The sequence below is a fragment of the Winogradskyella flava genome (assembly GCF_014243395.1).
In the GTDB taxonomy this organism is placed as follows: domain Bacteria; phylum Bacteroidota; class Bacteroidia; order Flavobacteriales; family Flavobacteriaceae; genus Winogradskyella; species Winogradskyella flava.
The window spans coordinates 75,326-92,707 of record NZ_JACLCP010000003.1 but is presented as its reverse complement, the minus strand read 5'-3'; the positions used below and the strand labels follow the sequence as shown (position 1 = coordinate 92,707).

At 34.7% G+C, this 17,382-nt stretch carries 18 protein-coding genes; 8 read left to right on the top strand and 10 right to left on the bottom strand.

What is annotated here, in order from left to right; translation table 11 throughout:
- The first annotated feature begins 80 nt into the window (after positions 1-80).
- From H7F21_RS10830 to H7F21_RS10820, 3 genes are all read left to right on the top strand, one after another.
- Positions 81-1,292: an MDR family MFS transporter gene (locus H7F21_RS10830; RefSeq protein WP_185789308.1), complete on the top strand. Its 1,212-nt coding sequence runs from the start codon at positions 81-83 to the stop codon at positions 1,290-1,292.
- Positions 1,292-1,669: a VOC family protein gene (locus tag H7F21_RS10825; RefSeq protein ID WP_185789307.1), complete on the top strand. Its 378-nt coding sequence runs from the start codon at positions 1,292-1,294 to the stop codon at positions 1,667-1,669. The genes H7F21_RS10830 and H7F21_RS10825 overlap by 1 nt, the downstream gene beginning before the upstream one ends.
- A gap of 72 nt (positions 1,670-1,741) precedes the next feature.
- Entirely contained in the window at positions 1,742-2,521 is a 780-nt protein-coding gene (locus H7F21_RS10820) for a DJ-1/PfpI family protein (RefSeq protein WP_185789306.1), read from the top strand.
- Between the two features lies 1 nt (position 2,522).
- Here H7F21_RS10820 and H7F21_RS10815 read toward each other — a convergent pair whose 3' ends face one another.
- Positions 2,523-2,966: an Lrp/AsnC family transcriptional regulator gene (locus H7F21_RS10815; RefSeq protein WP_185789305.1), complete on the bottom strand. Its 444-nt coding sequence runs from the start codon at positions 2,964-2,966 to the stop codon at positions 2,523-2,525.
- A gap of 114 nt (positions 2,967-3,080) precedes the next feature.
- On the opposite strand from H7F21_RS10815, the gene H7F21_RS10810 reads away from it, so the two are divergent.
- Positions 3,081-3,476, top strand: a complete 396-nt coding sequence (locus H7F21_RS10810) for a hypothetical protein (RefSeq protein ID WP_185789304.1) — start codon at positions 3,081-3,083, stop codon at positions 3,474-3,476.
- A gap of 4 nt (positions 3,477-3,480) precedes the next feature.
- Here H7F21_RS10810 and H7F21_RS10805 read toward each other — a convergent pair whose 3' ends face one another.
- Both H7F21_RS10805 and H7F21_RS10800 read right to left on the bottom strand, forming a co-directional pair.
- Complete coding sequence (locus H7F21_RS10805; protein ID WP_185789303.1) at positions 3,481-4,095, bottom strand: DEAD/DEAH box helicase; 615 nt, start codon at positions 4,093-4,095, stop codon at positions 3,481-3,483.
- Between the two features lie 3 nt (positions 4,096-4,098).
- A complete protein-coding gene (locus H7F21_RS10800) occupies positions 4,099-7,557 on the bottom strand; it encodes a methylmalonyl-CoA mutase family protein (protein WP_185789302.1) in 3,459 nt (1,152 codons plus the stop codon).
- Positions 7,558-7,701: 144 nt separating this feature from the next.
- On the opposite strand from H7F21_RS10800, the gene purU reads away from it, so the two are divergent.
- Complete coding sequence (gene purU / locus H7F21_RS10795; protein ID WP_185789301.1) at positions 7,702-8,556, top strand: formyltetrahydrofolate deformylase; 855 nt, start codon at positions 7,702-7,704, stop codon at positions 8,554-8,556.
- 289 nt (positions 8,557-8,845) lie between these two features.
- On the top strand, positions 8,846-9,946 hold the full coding sequence (locus H7F21_RS10790; RefSeq protein WP_185789300.1) for an OmpA family protein: 1,101 nt from the start codon (positions 8,846-8,848) through the stop codon (positions 9,944-9,946).
- Positions 9,947-9,979: 33 nt separating this feature from the next.
- Here H7F21_RS10790 and H7F21_RS10785 read toward each other — a convergent pair whose 3' ends face one another.
- Complete coding sequence (locus H7F21_RS10785) at positions 9,980-11,110, bottom strand: TlpA family protein disulfide reductase (protein ID WP_185789299.1); 1,131 nt, start codon at positions 11,108-11,110, stop codon at positions 9,980-9,982.
- An 84-nt stretch (positions 11,111-11,194) separates the two neighbouring features.
- Positions 11,195-12,163, bottom strand: a complete 969-nt coding sequence (locus tag H7F21_RS10780; RefSeq protein ID WP_343067634.1) for an MBL fold metallo-hydrolase — start codon at positions 12,161-12,163, stop codon at positions 11,195-11,197.
- A gap of 41 nt (positions 12,164-12,204) precedes the next feature.
- Between H7F21_RS10780 and H7F21_RS10775 the strand changes: the two genes are divergently transcribed.
- Together H7F21_RS10775 and H7F21_RS10770 are read left to right on the top strand one after the other, a co-directional pair.
- Positions 12,205-12,909, top strand: coding sequence for a DUF4197 domain-containing protein (locus H7F21_RS10775; RefSeq protein WP_185789298.1), 705 nt, complete (start codon positions 12,205-12,207; stop codon positions 12,907-12,909).
- Positions 12,910-12,989: 80 nt separating this feature from the next.
- Positions 12,990-13,187, top strand: a complete 198-nt coding sequence (locus tag H7F21_RS10770) for a Lacal_2735 family protein (RefSeq protein ID WP_185789297.1) — start codon at positions 12,990-12,992, stop codon at positions 13,185-13,187.
- Here H7F21_RS10770 and H7F21_RS10765 read toward each other — a convergent pair.
- The 5 genes from H7F21_RS10765 to H7F21_RS10745 all read right to left on the bottom strand — a co-directional run bounded on the left by H7F21_RS10765 (position 13,184) and on the right by H7F21_RS10745 (position 17,234).
- Positions 13,184-13,321, bottom strand: a complete 138-nt coding sequence (locus tag H7F21_RS10765; protein WP_185789296.1) for a hypothetical protein — start codon at positions 13,319-13,321, stop codon at positions 13,184-13,186. The genes H7F21_RS10770 and H7F21_RS10765 overlap by 4 nt on opposite strands.
- Positions 13,322-13,657: 336 nt before the next feature.
- Positions 13,658-14,440: an ABC transporter substrate-binding protein gene (locus tag H7F21_RS10760; RefSeq protein ID WP_185789295.1), complete on the bottom strand. Its 783-nt coding sequence runs from the start codon at positions 14,438-14,440 to the stop codon at positions 13,658-13,660.
- A complete protein-coding gene (pyrF, locus tag H7F21_RS10755; protein WP_185789294.1) occupies positions 14,440-15,264 on the bottom strand; it encodes an orotidine-5'-phosphate decarboxylase in 825 nt (274 codons plus the stop codon). Before pyrF ends, H7F21_RS10760 begins: the two co-directional genes overlap by 1 nt.
- A 34-nt stretch (positions 15,265-15,298) precedes the next feature.
- Positions 15,299-16,375 (bottom strand): peptide chain release factor 1, encoded by a 1,077-nt coding sequence (prfA, locus tag H7F21_RS10750; protein ID WP_185789293.1) that lies wholly within the window; start codon positions 16,373-16,375, stop codon positions 15,299-15,301.
- 133 nt (positions 16,376-16,508) lie between these two features.
- Positions 16,509-17,234, bottom strand: a complete 726-nt coding sequence (locus H7F21_RS10745) for a hypothetical protein (RefSeq protein ID WP_185789292.1) — start codon at positions 17,232-17,234, stop codon at positions 16,509-16,511.
- Between the last annotated feature and the right edge of the window lie 148 nt (positions 17,235-17,382).

Sequence of the window (17,382 nt, the reverse complement as noted above, 5' to 3'; positions counted from 1 at the left end):
CAAAAGTTTACGCATTGAATTATGATAACTGAACTAATCCTGATGAATATCAGGATCTCAACCTTAAAAACCAATGCGTAATGAAAAAGCTTTATTTTAATTACATAGAATCTTTCACAGGATTATCGAAAGACATCTGGTACCTCTCTCTAATAAGTTTAGTAAACAGAGCTGGTACAATGGTTATTCCGTTTTTATCACTTTATCTCAAAAAGGATTTAGGATTTACCATGAATGAGATCAGTTGGATTTTTGTTTTCTTCGGTATTGGATCCGTTATTGGATCATGGCTTGGCGGTAAGCTCACTGATATCGTTGGTTTTTATAAGGTAATGATTATCAGCTTATTTGTTACTGGATTGAACTTTATAGCATTACAATATATATCCTCTTTTTGGGGATTGTGCATTGGTATTCTAGTTACCATGTCGATTGCGGATAGTTTTCGACCTGCGGTCTTTGTGGCTATAAAGGCCTATAGTAAACCTGAAAACAGAACTAGATCTGTTGGGCTAATACGATTGGCAATCAATGCTGGCATGGGAATCGGTCCTACTCTAGCAGGTTTATTGATTGTTCTGAAAGGCTACAACCTTTTATTTTGGATTGATGGTTTAACCTGTATTATATCCATAATATTGTTTTATTATTTGGTGAGTGACACAAAAATAAAGCCGTCAGAAACAAGACTAATGCATCAAAACCTAGACAAAAATATAGTATATAAGGATTTTACGTTTTGGATCCATTCTGTGATATGCTTTTTATTTGGGATGGCATTTTTTCAGTTGTTTACGACATTACCTTTGTATTACGATGAGATGTTTCAACTCAATGAATTCAAAATAGGAGTCATTCTGTTTTTAAACGTGGCTATTATTGTGGTTTTTGAAATGCCACTTCTTAATTATCTCGAAAAACGCTTAATTCCAGTAACAAAACACATCATTATGTCCTGTGTATTGTTGACTTTAAGCTTTTTAGTGTTGTACCAAAATTTTTGGGTTGGTGTATTAATAATAAGTATAGTGCTTATGACCCTAAGTGAAATGTTAGGCTTCCCTTATACAAACAAGTTTGCGCTGCAACGCGCAAAGGAAGGCTTGGAAGGCAGCTATATGGCAATGTATGCCATGTCCTTTTCATTAGCACATATTTTTAGTCCTAAAATTGGATTAACGGTAATAGATTATTTTGGTTATCAAGTCAATTGGTTAGTTACTGCTGGCTATGGCTTAACAGCAGTCATCTTATCGTACTGGCTACATAATAGAATAAAGCAAAATTTATAATGAATTTAAATCAAGTTACAATTCCGTCGCTGGATGTCAAAATAGCGACGGAATTCTATAAAAAGCTCGGACTACTTTTAATTGTGGATGCCTTACCTCGCTATGTAAGGTTTGAATGTCCTGATGGTGATAGCACATTCTCGATTCATGAGGTTGAAAACCTACCAACGGGAAATGGTATAACGATCTATTTTCAAAATGAAAATTTAGACAAGGTCGTCACTCAACTCCAACAAAAAGATATTACTTTTACAAGTGAACCTGAAGATAAACCATGGCTTTGGAGAGAAGCGCATTTAAACGATCCTGATGGTAATCACATTATCTTGTACAGTGCAGGAAAAAATAGAAAAAATCCGCCTTGGAGAGTTAATTAATGATTTTGTCATGCTGAACTGTCATACTGAGCATGTCGAAGTGCTGTTTCAGCATCTTACATCCTAAGAAGAATGAAAAATATATTACCAATATTGTTAATTGCTTTTTTGTTTTCATGCAATGACTTGAAAGAGAAAAGCGAAGTTTCAAGTGAGATTCCAGAAGATACTTCAACCAAGCTTAACGCAGGACTTCAGAATGATAAAGTGTTACCTCAACTAGAAGCCAATCGCTATAATGTCGCTTTTCTAATCATGGATGGTGTCTATAACACAGAGCTGACTGCACCTTACGATATTTTTCAACATACCATTTTTAGAAAAAGTATCAAGGCTATGAATGTGTTTACCGTTGCTAACACTGATGAGCCTATAACCTCTTTTGAAGGTATGCGTATTCTGCCTGATTTTAACTATGTCAATGATAGTTTGCCAAAAATTGATATTCTTGTTATACCCAGCGCAGAACATCATCTAGATACTGATCTGGAAGATGAAGTAATGCTCGATTTTATAAAGACCGTAGATAAAGACGCTCAATTCATCACTTCACATTGTGATGGCGCTTTTGTCCTCGCAAAAGCAGGTTTATTAGACGATGCTGTTTCTACTACTTTTCCTAGTGATATCGATAAGATGAGAGCTATGTTTCCAAAACTGGATATTAGAAAAGATGTCCTATTTGTACATGACGGTAAATATATAACCTCCGCGGGAGGCGCCAAATCTTTTGAAGCTGCGCTATATTTAAGTGAACATCTTTACGGAAAAGACATTGCGAAATCCTTAGCTGGTGGTTTGGTTATTGATTGGGATTTAGAGCAGGTACCGCATATTGTTGTTAAAGACTAAACTACTTTAACGGTTTGATTTCACTTTGTTTTACCACATGAGAAAGCACTATTTGAGTTTTAGTCTCACCATAGGTTATTAATTGATCTATAAATGCCTCTAAGTGTTTTTGATTTTTTAGGACGACTTCCATCACAATATTTTCATTACCAGTTATCCTGTAACAGTTTACAACCTCATCATAGGTTTTTACCTTTTCCAAAAAAGGTTTTAGCATTCCCATAAATGCTCTAATAGTAATTAACGCCTTTAACTGATAACCTGCCTCAAAAGGCGAAACAAACGTCGTATAACCTTGTATGATTTCGGAATCTTCCATTTTCTTAATACGCTCACTTACAGCTGGTGAACTTATTCCAACACGTCTTCCAATCTCTGCATTAGACATACGTGCGTTCTCCTGAAGGCACTTCAAAATCTTCCAATTTAGATTATCAATACTCATTTAAAGAAAAGTAGATGTAATAACATTAATTTTAAAGTAAATATACAATTTTACCTTAATTATTAAAGTAAAATTTTTTTTATACGTCGTAATTTCGTAATAATTGCTATGAAAATGAATTACAACCTACCATCCCACTTACCTGATTTGCCTATATATAGAAAGGCGATGGATATTATTATGCTTTCCCGCAGCATATCTACATATTTAAATCATGACTTATCGTATTTAAATGATGATGGTTCTGAGGATAATGACATTTATTTCTCTGGTGATATTGTGCAGCAATCTACTAACCTCGCTCCAGAAATAATCAATGCCGAGCGTGAGCGCTATTCTGACAAGAAACACAAACATTTAGAAAGTTTAGAACGTATTACGTCAAAGCTATACAGTAATTGTAGACGATTAGAGCGTTCTAGAAGTAACGGTAAGGATTATCTTCCTATTTTACGTGGTGAAATTAAAAAGTTTAGAAAATTACAGCGTAGTTGGATGATGACATTATAATTATCTATTTTTCTGAAACCAGTCTTGCATTACTCATAAATGCGTTTTGATAATTTCTTATTCTGGAATTCATCTCATCAGCAATAATAATATACTGACATTTATTAAGGCTTTCGGACAGACGTAAAATATGATTATAGGTATTGTTTCGTCCTAAATAATCGGCATCCTCAATAGCAAACAGTTGAATTTCTCCAAGATGGATTCCATTTAAAAAATAAAGCCTACTTAGTCTTGCAGGAGTAGCTATGACAATATCCTGACCTGGATAAATTTCTGTTTTCTGCTTTTCAATATCGTACTCATCATAAAGCGCATATATCCTCAAATCTGTATTCTTTGTGAACCTTTCAAATTCATCCTTTAAATGTAATGCCTCTTGCTTATCCTTAACCACAATAATTGCTCTTGGAGAATCCTCAAAAGCTGAAGCCTTTAATTTATGAATCGTTGTTATTACTAATGCTGTTGTTTTCCCACTTCCTTTTGGTGCAATGACATAACTATTCGCACCACCTTTAAGAACAGGCAATACTTTTTTCTGAAATGTATTTGATGCTTCAAAGCCTAAATGCTCTAGCGAATCCTTTAATAACGGATTAAGTTTTTTGAAAGACATAAACTACATGTTACGTCTATACTGCCCACCAACCTCAAATAGTGCTGAAGTAATTTGTCCTAAAGAGCATACCTTACAAACTTCCATCAAGGCTTCAAAAATATTCTGATTGTTGACAGCTTTGATTTGTAAGTCTTTCAATAACTCTGATGTATGATGCGCTTTATGTAAATGTTCCAAGGTTTTGATCTGGAATTCTTTTTCCTCTTCCGTAGCCCTAATCACTTCAGCTGGCTGTATCGTTGGAGACCCTTTACTACTTAAGAATGTGTTGACTCCAATTATTGGAAACTCCCCATTATGCTTCAAAGTTTCATAATATAAACTCTCTTCCTGAATCTTAGAACGTTGATACATCGTTTCCATAGCGCCTAAAACACCACCACGTTCTGTGATTCTATCAAACTCAGTCAAAACTGCTTCTTCAACTAAATCCGTCAATTCTTCAATAATAAAAGATCCTTGTATTGGGTTTTCGTTCTTGGTTAATCCTAATTCCTTATTAATAATCAATTGAATCGCCATTGCTCGACGTACTGATTCCTCTGTTGGTGTAGTAATAGCTTCGTCATAGGCGTTAGTATGCAACGAATTACAATTATCGTAAATCGCATACAAGGCTTGAAGCGTTGTTCTGATATCATTAAAGTCAATCTCCTGAGCGTGCAAACTTCTACCAGAAGTCTGTATATGATATTTCAACATCTGTGCTCTCGGATTAGCAGCATATTTATGTTTTAAAGCCTTAGCCCAAATCTTACGTGCCACACGACCAATCACCGCATATTCTGGATCAATTCCGTTTGAGAAAAAGAAAGACAAGTTTGGTCCAAACTTGTTAATATCCATGCCTCGACTTAAATAGTACTCGACATAAGTAAAGCCATTTGCCAATGTAAATGCCAGTTGTGAAATTGGATTCGCTCCAGCCTCAGCAATATGATATCCAGAAATGGACACCGAATAAAAGTTTCGGACACCATTCTCAATAAAATACTCCTGTACATCACCCATTAAACGCAATGCAAATTCGGTTGAAAAAATACAGGTATTTTGCGCTTGATCTTCTTTTAAAATATCAGCTTGAACAGTTCCTCTTACTTGAGCAATTGTTTTTGCCTTAATATCTTCATAAATATCTTTTGGTAATACTTGGTCGCCAGTTACACCCAAAAGCATTAAACCAAGACCATCATTTCCTTGAGGAATTTCACCATTATAACTCGGCCTTGTCTTCCCGTTGTATAGTGCCTCAATCTTTTTCTCAACTTCTTTTTCAAGACCATTGTCTTTGATATAGATCTCGCATTGTTGGTCTATGGCAGCATTCATAAAGAAACCTAAAAGCATTGGTGCAGGACCATTGATGGTCATGCTTACAGAGGTCATCGCATCCGCCAAATTAAAACCAGAATATAATTTTTTGGCATCATCTAAACAGCAAATACTTACACCAGCATTTCCGATTTTTCCATAAATATCTGGTCTGTAATCGGGATCATTTCCATATAGCGTTACGCTATCGAACGCAGTTGACAATCGTTTTGCAGGCAATCCCATGCTAACGTAATGAAAACGTCTATTTGTGCGTTCCGGACCACCTTCGCCAGCAAACATACGTGTTGGATCTTCACCAGTTCTTTTAAATGGATATAATCCTGCTGTATACGGAAATTCTCCTGGTACATTTTCTTGCAAACACCATCTTAAAATATCCCCCCAAGCTTCATACTTTGGCAAGGCTACTTTTGGAATATCTGAATGTGCCAACGACTTCGTATGAGTTTCAATCTTTATTTCTTTGTCTCTTACTTTAAAAGCATAGATTGGCGCTTTATAGCAATTGACTTTCTCATCCCAGCCAGTAATAATTTCCCAATTATACGGATCTAGGTTTAGCTTTACGCGATCAAACTCCGCGATAAGCATTCTAAGAAAATCTTTGTTTTCATCCTGAATTGTCACACTGAGCTTGTCGAAGTGTTGTTTCAGGATCTCATCAGAATTTAATCCATGCTTATTTAAATGAGATTTCTCATTTTCGTTCGAAATGACAGCAACCGAACAAATCGTTTTGTAAATACCATAGAGCTTTTGAGCTACTTCCACCTGTGCGTCAGCGGTTTTATCATAAGCACGATTATTCTCTGCTATTTCAGACAAATAACGTGTACGAGCCGGCGGAATGACAAAAATCTTTTCGCTCATTTCCTTAGAAATTTCGAACGTAGATGTTAAATCTGCTTCCGTTTTCTCTACTAATTTATCCATTATGGCTTTGTAGAGTGTATTCATACCCGGATCATTGAACTGGGAAGCTATAGTTCCAAAGACTGGCATCGTATTAGGATCAGCGTGCCATAAATTATGGTTACGCATATATTGCTTCTTAACGTCACGTAGTGCATCTAGAGCACCTCTCTTATCAAACTTGTTAATTGCAACTAAGTCAGCAAAATCTAGCATGTCAATTTTTTCAAGTTGCGTGGCCGCACCAAACTCAGGAGTCATCACATATAGTGACACATCACTATGCTCAAGAATTTCCGTATCGGACTGTCCAATTCCGGAAGTCTCCAAAATAATTAAATCGTATTCAGCGGCCTTTAAAACCTCAACGGCTTCATTAACATATTTTGACAAGGCTAAGTTAGATTGACGTGTCGCCAAACTACGCATATAGACTCTAGGCGAATTAATAGCATTCATTCGAATCCTATCGCCTAGTAAAGCTCCTCCTGTTTTTCGTTTTGATGGATCAACTGAAACCAATCCAACAGTTTTCTCTGGAAAATCAATTAAAAAACGTCTTACCAATTCATCAACTAATGATGACTTACCAGCACCACCTGTGCCTGTTATTCCTAATACTGGTGTTTGAGAGTTTTTATTTTTTGTATGTATTATATCTAAAGCATCTTTAGCAACTTCTGGAAAATTCTCAGCTGCTGATATGACTCTTGCTATGGATTTTGGATTCTTTTCCTGAAGGACTTTCACCTCTCCATTTAATTGATCACCAATAGCGAAATCAGATTGTTGTACTAGATCATTAATCATACCCTGTAAACCCATCTCACGTCCATCGTCTGGCGAATAGATTCTGGTGATACCATAATCCATTAACTCCTTAATCTCTTCAGGAAGAATTACTCCTCCTCCTCCTCCGAAGATTTTAATATGTCCAGCACCTTTCTCTTGAAGCAAGTCATACATATATTTAAAATACTCATTATGTCCTCCTTGGTAAGAAGTCATAGCTATGGCATTAGCGTCTTCTTGGATAGCTGTATTTACTACTTCCTCAACACTTCTATCATGCCCTAGATGAATAACTTCCACTCCAGTAGATTGAATAATTCTGCGCATAATATTAATGGCAGCATCATGACCATCAAATAATGATGCGGCAGTTACGATTCGTACTTTATGCTTTGGTTTGTATGGCGCGACTTGTTCCATTCGTAAAAAAATTGCTTTTTAGAGCAACAAATTTAAGGAATATTCAAAAAATTATTGCATTAATTAACAATTATATAAATCTCAGAAAGCATTGACAAAACTTCATATTTTGTTCTACTTTTCGAACATACAAAGACCAACTCCATGCATAAAATCACCTTATTAATTCACTGTGAAGACCAGCCAAATATTATTGCCTCTGTAACCAATTTTATGGCAACCAATAAGGGAAATATTGTTTATATAGATCAGCATGTAGATAGAGAGCAAAACATTTTCTTTATGCGTCTTGAATGCGAGTTTAAATCTGATGCTTTTTCTATTGAAAAATTCAGGAATATATTTAAAGAAGTCCTGGTTGAAAAATTTCAGCTCAAATGGAAAATGTATGCTGCAGATAAAAAACCAAGAATGGCTCTATTTGTATCTAAATACGATCATTGTTTATATGATATTTTAGGTCGATATAATTCTGGTGAGTTATTTTTGGAAATTCCCTTCATTTTAAGCAATCATGCTCATCTAAAATCTATTGCTGACAGTTTTAATATCCCATTTTATCACGTACCTGTAACAAAAGACACCAAATATGAAGCGGAGCGCGAGCAACTAAAGTTATTGGAATCATACACTATTGATTTTGTAGTTTTAGCACGTTATATGCAAATCGTTTCTAATTTATTGATTGATAAGTATCCCAACAAAATCATAAACATACATCATTCGTTTTTACCCGCTTTCGTCGGTGCCAAACCATACCACTCAGCATACAAAAGAGGCGTTAAAATAATCGGAGCAACCAGCCATTACATTACTGAAGAATTGGATGCTGGTCCAATTATCGAACAGGACGTCACCCATGTATCCCATTCCCACTCCATTAATGATTTAATTTCTAAAGGGCGTGATTTAGAGAAAATTGTACTTTCAAACGCCATAAAGCTCCATGCGAATAGAAAAGTTATGGTTTTTAATAACAAAACCGTGATATTCTCTTAACAAGAGAACTCTTTTAAATCTTCTGTTAATGAGGTAGTTACGGGTAATTCTGTATTTATATTTAATTTTACACATAATAAATGTTAATATTTTAATAATTTCTTTTATTTTTAACATTAACATTAATAATTACATAACAAAAACTAACTAACTGTATTTAATCGTCAATTCCTTCCCTAACTTCTATTGACGTCAGTGACTCTTGCTAAATAAGTGTGTCTAAACAAAGTGTAGGGTGTTTATCCTGTACTAAAAATAAACTATAACCATTAACTAATTATTTATTCTTATGAAACAAAAACTATTATTATTAGTGTGCTTTATTGCTGGGATAGGGTTTTCCCAGGCACAAGGCTTACCAACAAATCCTGAACCAGGAAAGTGTTATGTAAAGTGTATTACAAAAGATGAATTCAAAGACGTTGAAGAAACTATTCAAACTTATCCTGCATACACTACTTTAAAAGTAGTTCCTGCGACATACAAGACTGTTGAAGAGCGCGTCTTAGTAAAAGAAGCCTCTAAGAAGTTTGTATATGTACCTGCTACTTACGAAACGGTTGAAGTACCTTACGTAAAGCAAGAAAGACGTACTGACTTAAAAGTTGTTCCTGCATCTTTTGGTAACGATTCTAGAACTTTTGAAATTTATCCTAAAACATCTGGATGGGAATATAAAGTGCTGGAAGATTGCCCATCTGTAGACAAGGATGATTGTGTTGCTGCATGTTTTGTTGAGTATCCTGCTCAATCTAGAGATGTAACTTTCACAACTTTAGCATCTGATGCGAGCACTAATTCAGTACCCGTACCAGAGCAAACAACTACTTACAAAAAGAGAGTAATCAAAACGCCTGCAAGAATGGACGAAATTGAAATTCCTGCTGAGTACACTACTATTAAAAGAAGAGTTGTTGACACTCCTGCTTCTACAACAACAAATACAATCCCAGCACAGTACCAAACAGTAACAAGAACTGTATTGGACAAGAAAGGTGGCATCACTACATGGGAAGAAGTTGATTGCGAATTGTTAGATCCTAATGTATTACCTGTATTTTATGAATTAGGTAGTGCTAGATTAACAGGTTCTTCTAAAACCACTATCGACAACACGTTATTACCATTGTTAAGAGATTCTAACGTAAGTATAGAGATTATGTCTCATACCGACTCTAGAGGGAATGATGACTTTAACCAATCTTTATCTCAACAAAGAGCCAACTCAGTAGTAAACTATTTAGTTTCTAAAGGTATCTCAAGAAGCAGATTAACCGCAAGAGGTTTTGGTGAGTCTCGTTTAACAAACAGATGTTCTAACGGCGTTGATTGTTCTGAAGCACAACACCAAAGAAACAGACGTACTGAATTTAGAGTTTTAAGTAACTAAGAATAAGTACTGTTTTTAAGATGAAAAAGCTCCTTAGGGAGCTTTTTTTTGTATGCGGTAAACAGGATACCTAATCGTTTTCTTCTCGGCTTTGATCCCATAATTATCTTCAAGATCGGTTTGCATCAGTTGAAAAAACTTGTAATGAAAATCCCAATCATGCAAACTCAAACTCAATTCGTTGTCATCTGGAACAATCACTGGCATATCCAATACGTATGCTAATTGATAAGCCACATCTCTAAGTGACACATTATCGGCTTTTATTTGAGAATCTCCAATAAGATACTTTGTAGGATTATTTCCCCAATCTATTTGGTTGGTATCCCATAATTTTGGGTTTTCTGCACTGAAGTTAATGCCATCGCCTTCCTCATATTTTCGTTCTACTTTTAAGTTCATTTCACTCACAAGCTTATAAGCCAAATTTTCAGATGGGCTAAAAGGTTTCTTAAAATAAACTTCATAATTAGTATCTAGACCTTCCTCTAATACAATTTGATTCTTGTAGATTTTAGCTAAATAGCCTACAATCTGCTTTAATGAGCCTTTCAGTTTTAAATAGTCCTTTGCATCTGCAATTTCCATATCTTGAACATTATAAGATAATGGTTTTATTTCCAAACTTTCCGTTGGCACATACTCGGAAATATTATCTTCTTCAAACGACACAATATTAAAAAAAGATTCTACTGATGTTTTGGAAGTCTGCTGCCTTAAAAATCGAGACACCATCTCTTTCTTTAAATCAGGCGCACCTCCTTGCCACAATACCTTGCCTTGTGCATTGAATAATACACCATCGGGCAAGACCTTAACATTATACTTTTTAAAAGTCTCTTTATTATAATCTATAGCCACAGCTAACTGATTAGGCTTTTTACTTAAGAACTTTTCAACTCTCACAGGATTTTCGCTTGTCAAAGACACGATATAAAAATCGTCAGGAAACTGATTTTGTAAAACCTTTAAATGCTCCTTGGCCGTTATACATGGCACACACCAAGTCGCCCAAAAATCAACAAAAAATAATTTGTTGTTATCAGCCGAAGCTATTTTAGATTTTTGAAGAAACTCCGAAACCTTTATTTGGCCATAGGAATAAGTTGCTGTTAGGATGCAAATTATAACTAATAAAAAGCGTTTTTTAATCAAACAACTCATAGTGAATTACATATTTACTACTGAATAATCAAATATTGTGCTAAAATAAGAATTTTAGTGTATTGCCATTTTGTTTAACGACATCTAAAGCTCAAAATTGTCTCCTTGCTTAGCAAACTTAAAGCCTAAATCTTGCACACTATCTTTTAAATGATGGTTGTCTTTCAGCGCAGGATTAGTATGATTAAAATGAATAAAGTAGATTTTACCTTTTGTTTCTATTGACTCATTTTCAAACAGAGTCATCGTTTCAGAAATAAACGGATGAGGAATTTCACTCATGTCGCGTTCCAGTTCTCCATTATTAAAAAACGAAGCATCCAAAAATGCATAATCTACCTTTTTTACTTCCTCTATAATCGTTCTTTCCCATTTATGCCATTTGTCAATATCAGGAATAAATAATACCGATTTAGCACTTCCTTCAATTTTGAAACCCACAGTTTCTGAATATTCATCGCGATGCGGAACTAATATTGGTGTTACTTTTAGCTGCTCATTCAATCTTACAGTTGAATCCTTCTTCAAAGTGTTTAACTCAATATTTTTTAGACTCACGAGTTGACTCCAAGGGCCATTTTCCTCTAAATAGCTTTTCATTCCTGGCATTGTGTAAACTGGAACTTTATTTGCCCCCAAAGCTTCTCTACCCAAATTCATCAAACCTGTATAATGGCCTATATGGGCATGTGTTAGAAAAATGCCATCTACAACTTTTCCGTTATCCAAATGTTCTTTACTTAGAATTCTCGTTTGCTGATTAATATCTGGAGTAGCATCAAATAACCATTTCTTTTTAGACTCTAGGTCAATCAACCCTAAACACGACACCAATTTTTTGGTCTCATTGCCCTCATAAAAAGCAGCGCAACATGTCCTCTCACAGTTAATTTGCGGAAAGCCTGCATCTTGAGCAATACCTAATACCGTAATATATTGCTTAGATTGTTTCTTTGTTACAATCGTCTTGGTATCCCCTACAACTTTTGATTGCTTTTGACAATTAAAAAACAGCAATAAAAATATCAGGCATGAATATTGAATTCCTTTCACAAGTATAATTTATCTTTGCTAAAGATAGAAAACCAAAACTCATGATTAAAAGAATTTTTACCCTACTTATAGTTTTTAATTTAACTGCCTGTGCTGAGTTGCAACAAGTTGTGGATTCCTTACCACAGAGCGAAGTGCTAAGTAATGCAGATATTGCATCAGGACTTAGACAAGCATTGGATCTTGGTATTGACGAGCAAGTTACGAAGCTTACCCAAAAAGATGGGTTTTACAAGAATGAACTCGTAAAAATCCTTTTACCTGAAGAATTGCGAAAAGTGGATAATGCATTACGTAAAATTGGATTGAGCAGCTTGGCAGATGATGGCATAAAGGCATTAAACAGAGCTGCTGAAGATGCTGTAAAAGAAGCAACACCAATTTTTGTAAATGCCGTCAAGGATATTACGTTTAACGACGCTAAAAATATTCTACTCGGAGAGGATGATGCTGCAACCAATTACTTAACATCTAAAACAAAAACAGAATTATACAATAAATTCAAACCGGTGATTAATAATTCGTTTAGCAAAGTTGGAGCAGATCAAATTTGGACCAGTCTTATTACAAAATACAACAACATACCTCTAACCAACAATGTTAATCCGGACTTAACCGATTATGTAACTAATGAAGCTTTAGAGGGTGTTTATACCATGATAGCTGTTGAAGAAAAGGAAATTAGAAATAAAATTTCCTCGAGAACTACTGATTTGCTCAAGAAAGTTTTTGCCCTGCAAGATTAAATTCTTTGCTTTTTAGGAAAAAAGTTATTTGGTATTGATTTATTTAGTAACTTAATAGTCTAATTGACAAACTTTTAGCAATGGCTAATCTGAATCGATTGCTTGAAAAAAAGACAAGACTAAAGCAAAAATATAGGCAACTGGTTGAAGACGCTTATAACTTTAGACAAACCGACCATGCCTTGAGTGATTTCTCAGAATATAAAGCGACCAAAGTACTTAATAAGATTAATAAACTTAAGTTTGTAATTAGGGATAATAAACTTCAGGCCAACTAATCTTGATCTTTTCTTCTATACAAACCATCAAAAGCAATGGTGATGTCTGTACCATCTGTAATGGTTTCCCATAATTGCCTTACTGTTCCGTCCTTGTTAGGTGTCCATGTGACACGATGAAAAAGTTTTCCCATCGGAATTAGCCTCATCCTCAGTTCTTAATATCATCTTATTATCGATTTTATTCCCTTTAAGATGTAGGCCCTGACCTTGGTTATCAACCCATATCTATTCCCATTGCTTGGCTTTATAGTTGCAGAAATTATTGCTTGCAACTGTATAACCTGATATTTTAATTTCAAGTTATTAAACTACATTTAATTATATGCTAATATTAGCGTAACATTTAATCTTAAGAAAGTTGCGACTTTTGTAATGCAAAAGAAAGTTAGACAAGTCTTTAAAAAAGATTAGTTCAGTTAGTTAGATTAAAGTCGGTATTTTAGTTAGGTATCGACTTTTTAGTTTCTTTAAGTATAAAGACTTTCAAAGTAATCGAAAGACTTTAGTAAACGACTGCCATACCAAGAAAACAGCTCACCATCTACAATTTTAATCGTCTTTTCAGGAAATTGTAATTTTAGATCTGAAATATGTCGTTCTTTAAATGGATATGGTTCGCTAGATAAAAAAATCATATCAGCTTGCTTTAATCTTTCATTATTCAAATCAATTTCTGGATAGCGCTTTGCGTTTTCAAAAACGTTTTGAAAACATGCTTCTTCGAGCATACAGCCAATAAATGTTTCCGAAGCTGCTATCATCCAAGGATTTTTCCAGATAAAATAGGCAACTTTTAAATGCTTTTTATCCTTAATTTTCAGCTGAAAATCAGCGTGCTCATTTTGAATATTTTCGATTAAAGCTGAAGCCTTATCTTCAACTCGGAACAAAGCACCATACATATTAATAAGTTCATAACAGTCGTCTAAATTATAAATATCACTGATATGAACTGGAGTAATAAATTCCAACTCCTCTATAATTTCCTTAGAATTCTCTTCTTTATTGCATAGAATGATGTCTGGTTGGAGCGCCTTGATTTTTTCAACTTTGATTTGCTTCGTGCCACCAACTATGGCTTTAGATTTTCGAAGATGCTTTGGGTGCACACAGAATTTCGTAACACCCACAATAGATGCTTCCAAACCTAAATCCACGAGCAGTTCCGTTTGGGATGGTACTAATGATATAATGCGTTTTGGTGTGTCTTCAAAATGAAGCTGGCGCTTTAGCTGGTCTAATAATAACATTAAGAAGAATAACGTTGCAATTCCTCTTTCATCTGCACCTGTAATTCTTCTGCTTTGCTTGCTGCCGCTTGGGTAAAATCGTCTCCTTGTGAGGCATAAATGATTCCTCTTGAGGAGTTAATCAATAAGCCTATAGAATCATTCATTCCAAATTTACAGACCTCTTGCAGATTACCACCTTGAGCACCAACACCTGGAACTAAAAGAAAGCTGTCAGGAATAATTTTACGAATATCAGCAAAATACTCAGCTTTAGTCGCTCCAACAACATACATTAAGTTTTCAGAGTTTCGCCAGGATTTAGAGGTTTCTAAAACTTGTTTATACAATTCTACACCATTCACTGTTTTAGTTTGAAAGTCAAACGCGCCTTGGTTTGAGGTCAGTGCCAAAAGAATGGTATGCTTATCTTCGAAAGCTAAGAAAGGTTCTACTGAATCTTTACCCATGTACGGTGCAACGGTAACGCTATCGAACCCTAAGTCTTCAAAAAATGCTTTGGCATACATGGTACTTGTATTATCAATATCACCACGTTTGGCATCAGCAATAGTGTAAATTTCAGGATTATTTTCGTTAAGATAATTAATGGTTTTTTCTAAAGCTTTCCAGCCTCTAATCCCATAAGCTTCGTAAAATGCTGTATTAGGTTTATAGGCAACACACAAATGATGAGTGGCATCGATAATTGCCTTATTAAAAGCAAAGATTGGATCCTCTTCGTTTAATAAGTGCTTTGGAATTTTATTTAAATCCACATCTAGTCCTATACAGAGGAAAGATTGTTTTTTATGGATTTGCTCAATAAGATGGGTAGTTGTCATATCATAAAAAAGCCTCACTAATTGAGGCTCATAATTATATTACATCATCACTAGCTTTCAATAACTCAGTATTTTCGGCTAACATTAATTCATTAATTATTTTTTGAATATCACCATTGATGATATTTTGTAAATCGTAAAGTGTTAAGCCTATTCTATGATCTGTAACTCGTCCCTGCGCATAATTATAAGTTCTAATTTTAGCACTTCTATCACCAGAACTCACCATGCTTTTGCGCTTTGCAGAGTCAGCCTCACGCTGTTTTTCGAGTTCTTTTTCGTACAAACGAGAACGTAAGACTTTTAACGCTTTCTCTAAATTCTTATGCGATGACTTCTGGTCTTGACAACTTACAATCATGCCTGTTGGTTCATGATGTAGCTTAATTGCCGAATAGGTTGTATTCACAGACTGACCTCCTGGACCTGTTGATGTGGTGCGCTCAATACGTACTTCTGTCATGTCAAGTTCAAAATCAATTTCTTCTGCCTCTGGCAAAACCATAACTGTTGCCGCACTTGTATGCACGCGACCTTGTGTTTCGGTTTGTGGTACACGTTGTACACGATGCACACCAGCTTCAAATTTTAAAGTACCATACACATCTTCACCAGATACCTCAAAAATTATTTCTTTAAACCCACCTGACGTTCCATCACTTTGACTCACAACGTCAACTTTCCAGCCTTTATCACTACAGTATTTAGAATACATTCTAAATAAATCTCCTGCAAAAATACTAGCCTCGTCACCACCTGTCCCTGCTCTAACCTCAACTACAACGTTTTTGGCATCGTCGGGATCCTTAGGAATTAACAAAAATCTGATCTCTTCTTCAAGTTTAGTGATGGTCTCTTTAGCTTCTTCGAGTTGCATTTTTGCCATCTCTACCATTTCTTCATCAGAGCCATCTGCAATAATTTCTTCAGCCTCAGCGATATTTTCTAAAGCCTCCTTATAAACATTGCCTTTATCTACAATTAATTTAAGATCCTTGTATTCTTTCATCAGCTTTGTATAACGCTGCTGATCTGATATGATATCTGGTTGAATGATAAGGTCATTGACCTCATCAAACCGTTGTTTTACAATCTGTATTTTCTCTAACATCTATCTTCAAAAATTGAATTTCAAAAGTACGATTTTTTATGGATTTTACTGATCATTGGTCATTGATCATTTTATGTTATAAATTTCAAAAAATCAAATTGCATTCCGGCGAAAATTAAAGAAAATTGTTTGTCTAAATAAATTCCTTAGACCCTTTAATATCTCTGTTAAATAAGATCACATAATAGATAATAAGACCTATGGCAGCTATATGGAAAACACGCTCAACCTGTATAGCCAAATAAGAATCAGAATAATAGCCAATGATAAGTAGCAAATCTGAAATTAAAAACGACACTACGGCAGATAGAAAAATATCAATTTTTTTTGAGTAGTCGTTTAAACTATGTAAGACCGTAGATAGAACTAGGAGCAATGTCGTCACGGCATATATGTAATACAATACCTCATGAGCCATACCAAAAACACTAAAATCTATAAACTCAGATAGATATTTTATCATGAGTAGACAAGATACAAAAAGAACCAAAATCATAGTTAATGGGATGGCTTTTACATTCTTCAAAAACTTCGGTTTAAAAATATGAGCAATAAGTAGAGAATTAATAACGATGAACGTTATAAACCTTAAGAAACAAAACCATTTATTTTCGTAGCCCACCAATGCAATATCTGCAATCAACACTAAGGAGAAAGCCATTATTGATAAGGTTCTTCTTTCTAGTTCTAAATTAAGAAACCATAGAAAAAGAATAACCGTTGTCATGATTCTTGGAATACGAAGCTGTTCCATATTCACATAAGATGAAACAATGAGATTAGCACAAATTAGTATGCTAAGTAGTATAATAAAATTGGAAGTTCTAAAGAGTTTTTTCTTGTCGAGTAAAATGGGCATATAGCTTCTTAATTAGTTATTTTAATCTCATTAAGAGCTGACTCAAAAAAATTTGTTGTCTCGAACATTTTTTAAAATATTGCAATACAAATGTACAATTTTTAATGAATTAAGAAATTTGAAAACAATTGATAGGGCCTAGAAAATA

Bases quoted from the DNA above. Each gene is read 5' to 3' on its own strand.
- H7F21_RS10830 (WP_185789308.1), top strand. From the start codon at position 81: ATGAAAAAGCTTTATTTTAATTACATAGAATCTTTCACAGGATTATCG.
- H7F21_RS10825 (WP_185789307.1), top strand. From the start codon at position 1,292: ATGAATTTAAATCAAGTTACAATTCCGTCGCTGGATGTCAAAATAGCG.
- H7F21_RS10820 (WP_185789306.1), top strand. From the start codon at position 1,742: ATGAAAAATATATTACCAATATTGTTAATTGCTTTTTTGTTTTCATGC.
- H7F21_RS10815 (WP_185789305.1), bottom strand. From the start codon at position 2,966: ATGAGTATTGATAATCTAAATTGGAAGATTTTGAAGTGCCTTCAGGAG.
- H7F21_RS10810 (WP_185789304.1), top strand. From the start codon at position 3,081: ATGAATTACAACCTACCATCCCACTTACCTGATTTGCCTATATATAGA.
- H7F21_RS10805 (WP_185789303.1), bottom strand. From the start codon at position 4,095: ATGTCTTTCAAAAAACTTAATCCGTTATTAAAGGATTCGCTAGAGCAT.
- H7F21_RS10800 (WP_185789302.1), bottom strand. From the start codon at position 7,557: ATGGAACAAGTCGCGCCATACAAACCAAAGCATAAAGTACGAATCGTA.
- purU (WP_185789301.1), top strand. From the start codon at position 7,702: ATGCATAAAATCACCTTATTAATTCACTGTGAAGACCAGCCAAATATT.
- H7F21_RS10790 (WP_185789300.1), top strand. From the start codon at position 8,846: ATGAAACAAAAACTATTATTATTAGTGTGCTTTATTGCTGGGATAGGG.
- H7F21_RS10785 (WP_185789299.1), bottom strand. From the start codon at position 11,110: ATGAGTTGTTTGATTAAAAAACGCTTTTTATTAGTTATAATTTGCATC.
- H7F21_RS10775 (WP_185789298.1), top strand. From the start codon at position 12,205: ATGATTAAAAGAATTTTTACCCTACTTATAGTTTTTAATTTAACTGCC.
- H7F21_RS10770 (WP_185789297.1), top strand. From the start codon at position 12,990: ATGGCTAATCTGAATCGATTGCTTGAAAAAAAGACAAGACTAAAGCAA.
- H7F21_RS10765 (WP_185789296.1), bottom strand. From the start codon at position 13,321: ATGGGAAAACTTTTTCATCGTGTCACATGGACACCTAACAAGGACGGA.
- H7F21_RS10760 (WP_185789295.1), bottom strand. From the start codon at position 14,440: ATGTTATTATTAGACCAGCTAAAGCGCCAGCTTCATTTTGAAGACACA.
- pyrF (WP_185789294.1), bottom strand. From the start codon at position 15,264: ATGACAACTACCCATCTTATTGAGCAAATCCATAAAAAACAATCTTTC.
- prfA (WP_185789293.1), bottom strand. From the start codon at position 16,375: ATGTTAGAGAAAATACAGATTGTAAAACAACGGTTTGATGAGGTCAAT.
- H7F21_RS10745 (WP_185789292.1), bottom strand. From the start codon at position 17,234: ATGCCCATTTTACTCGACAAGAAAAAACTCTTTAGAACTTCCAATTTT.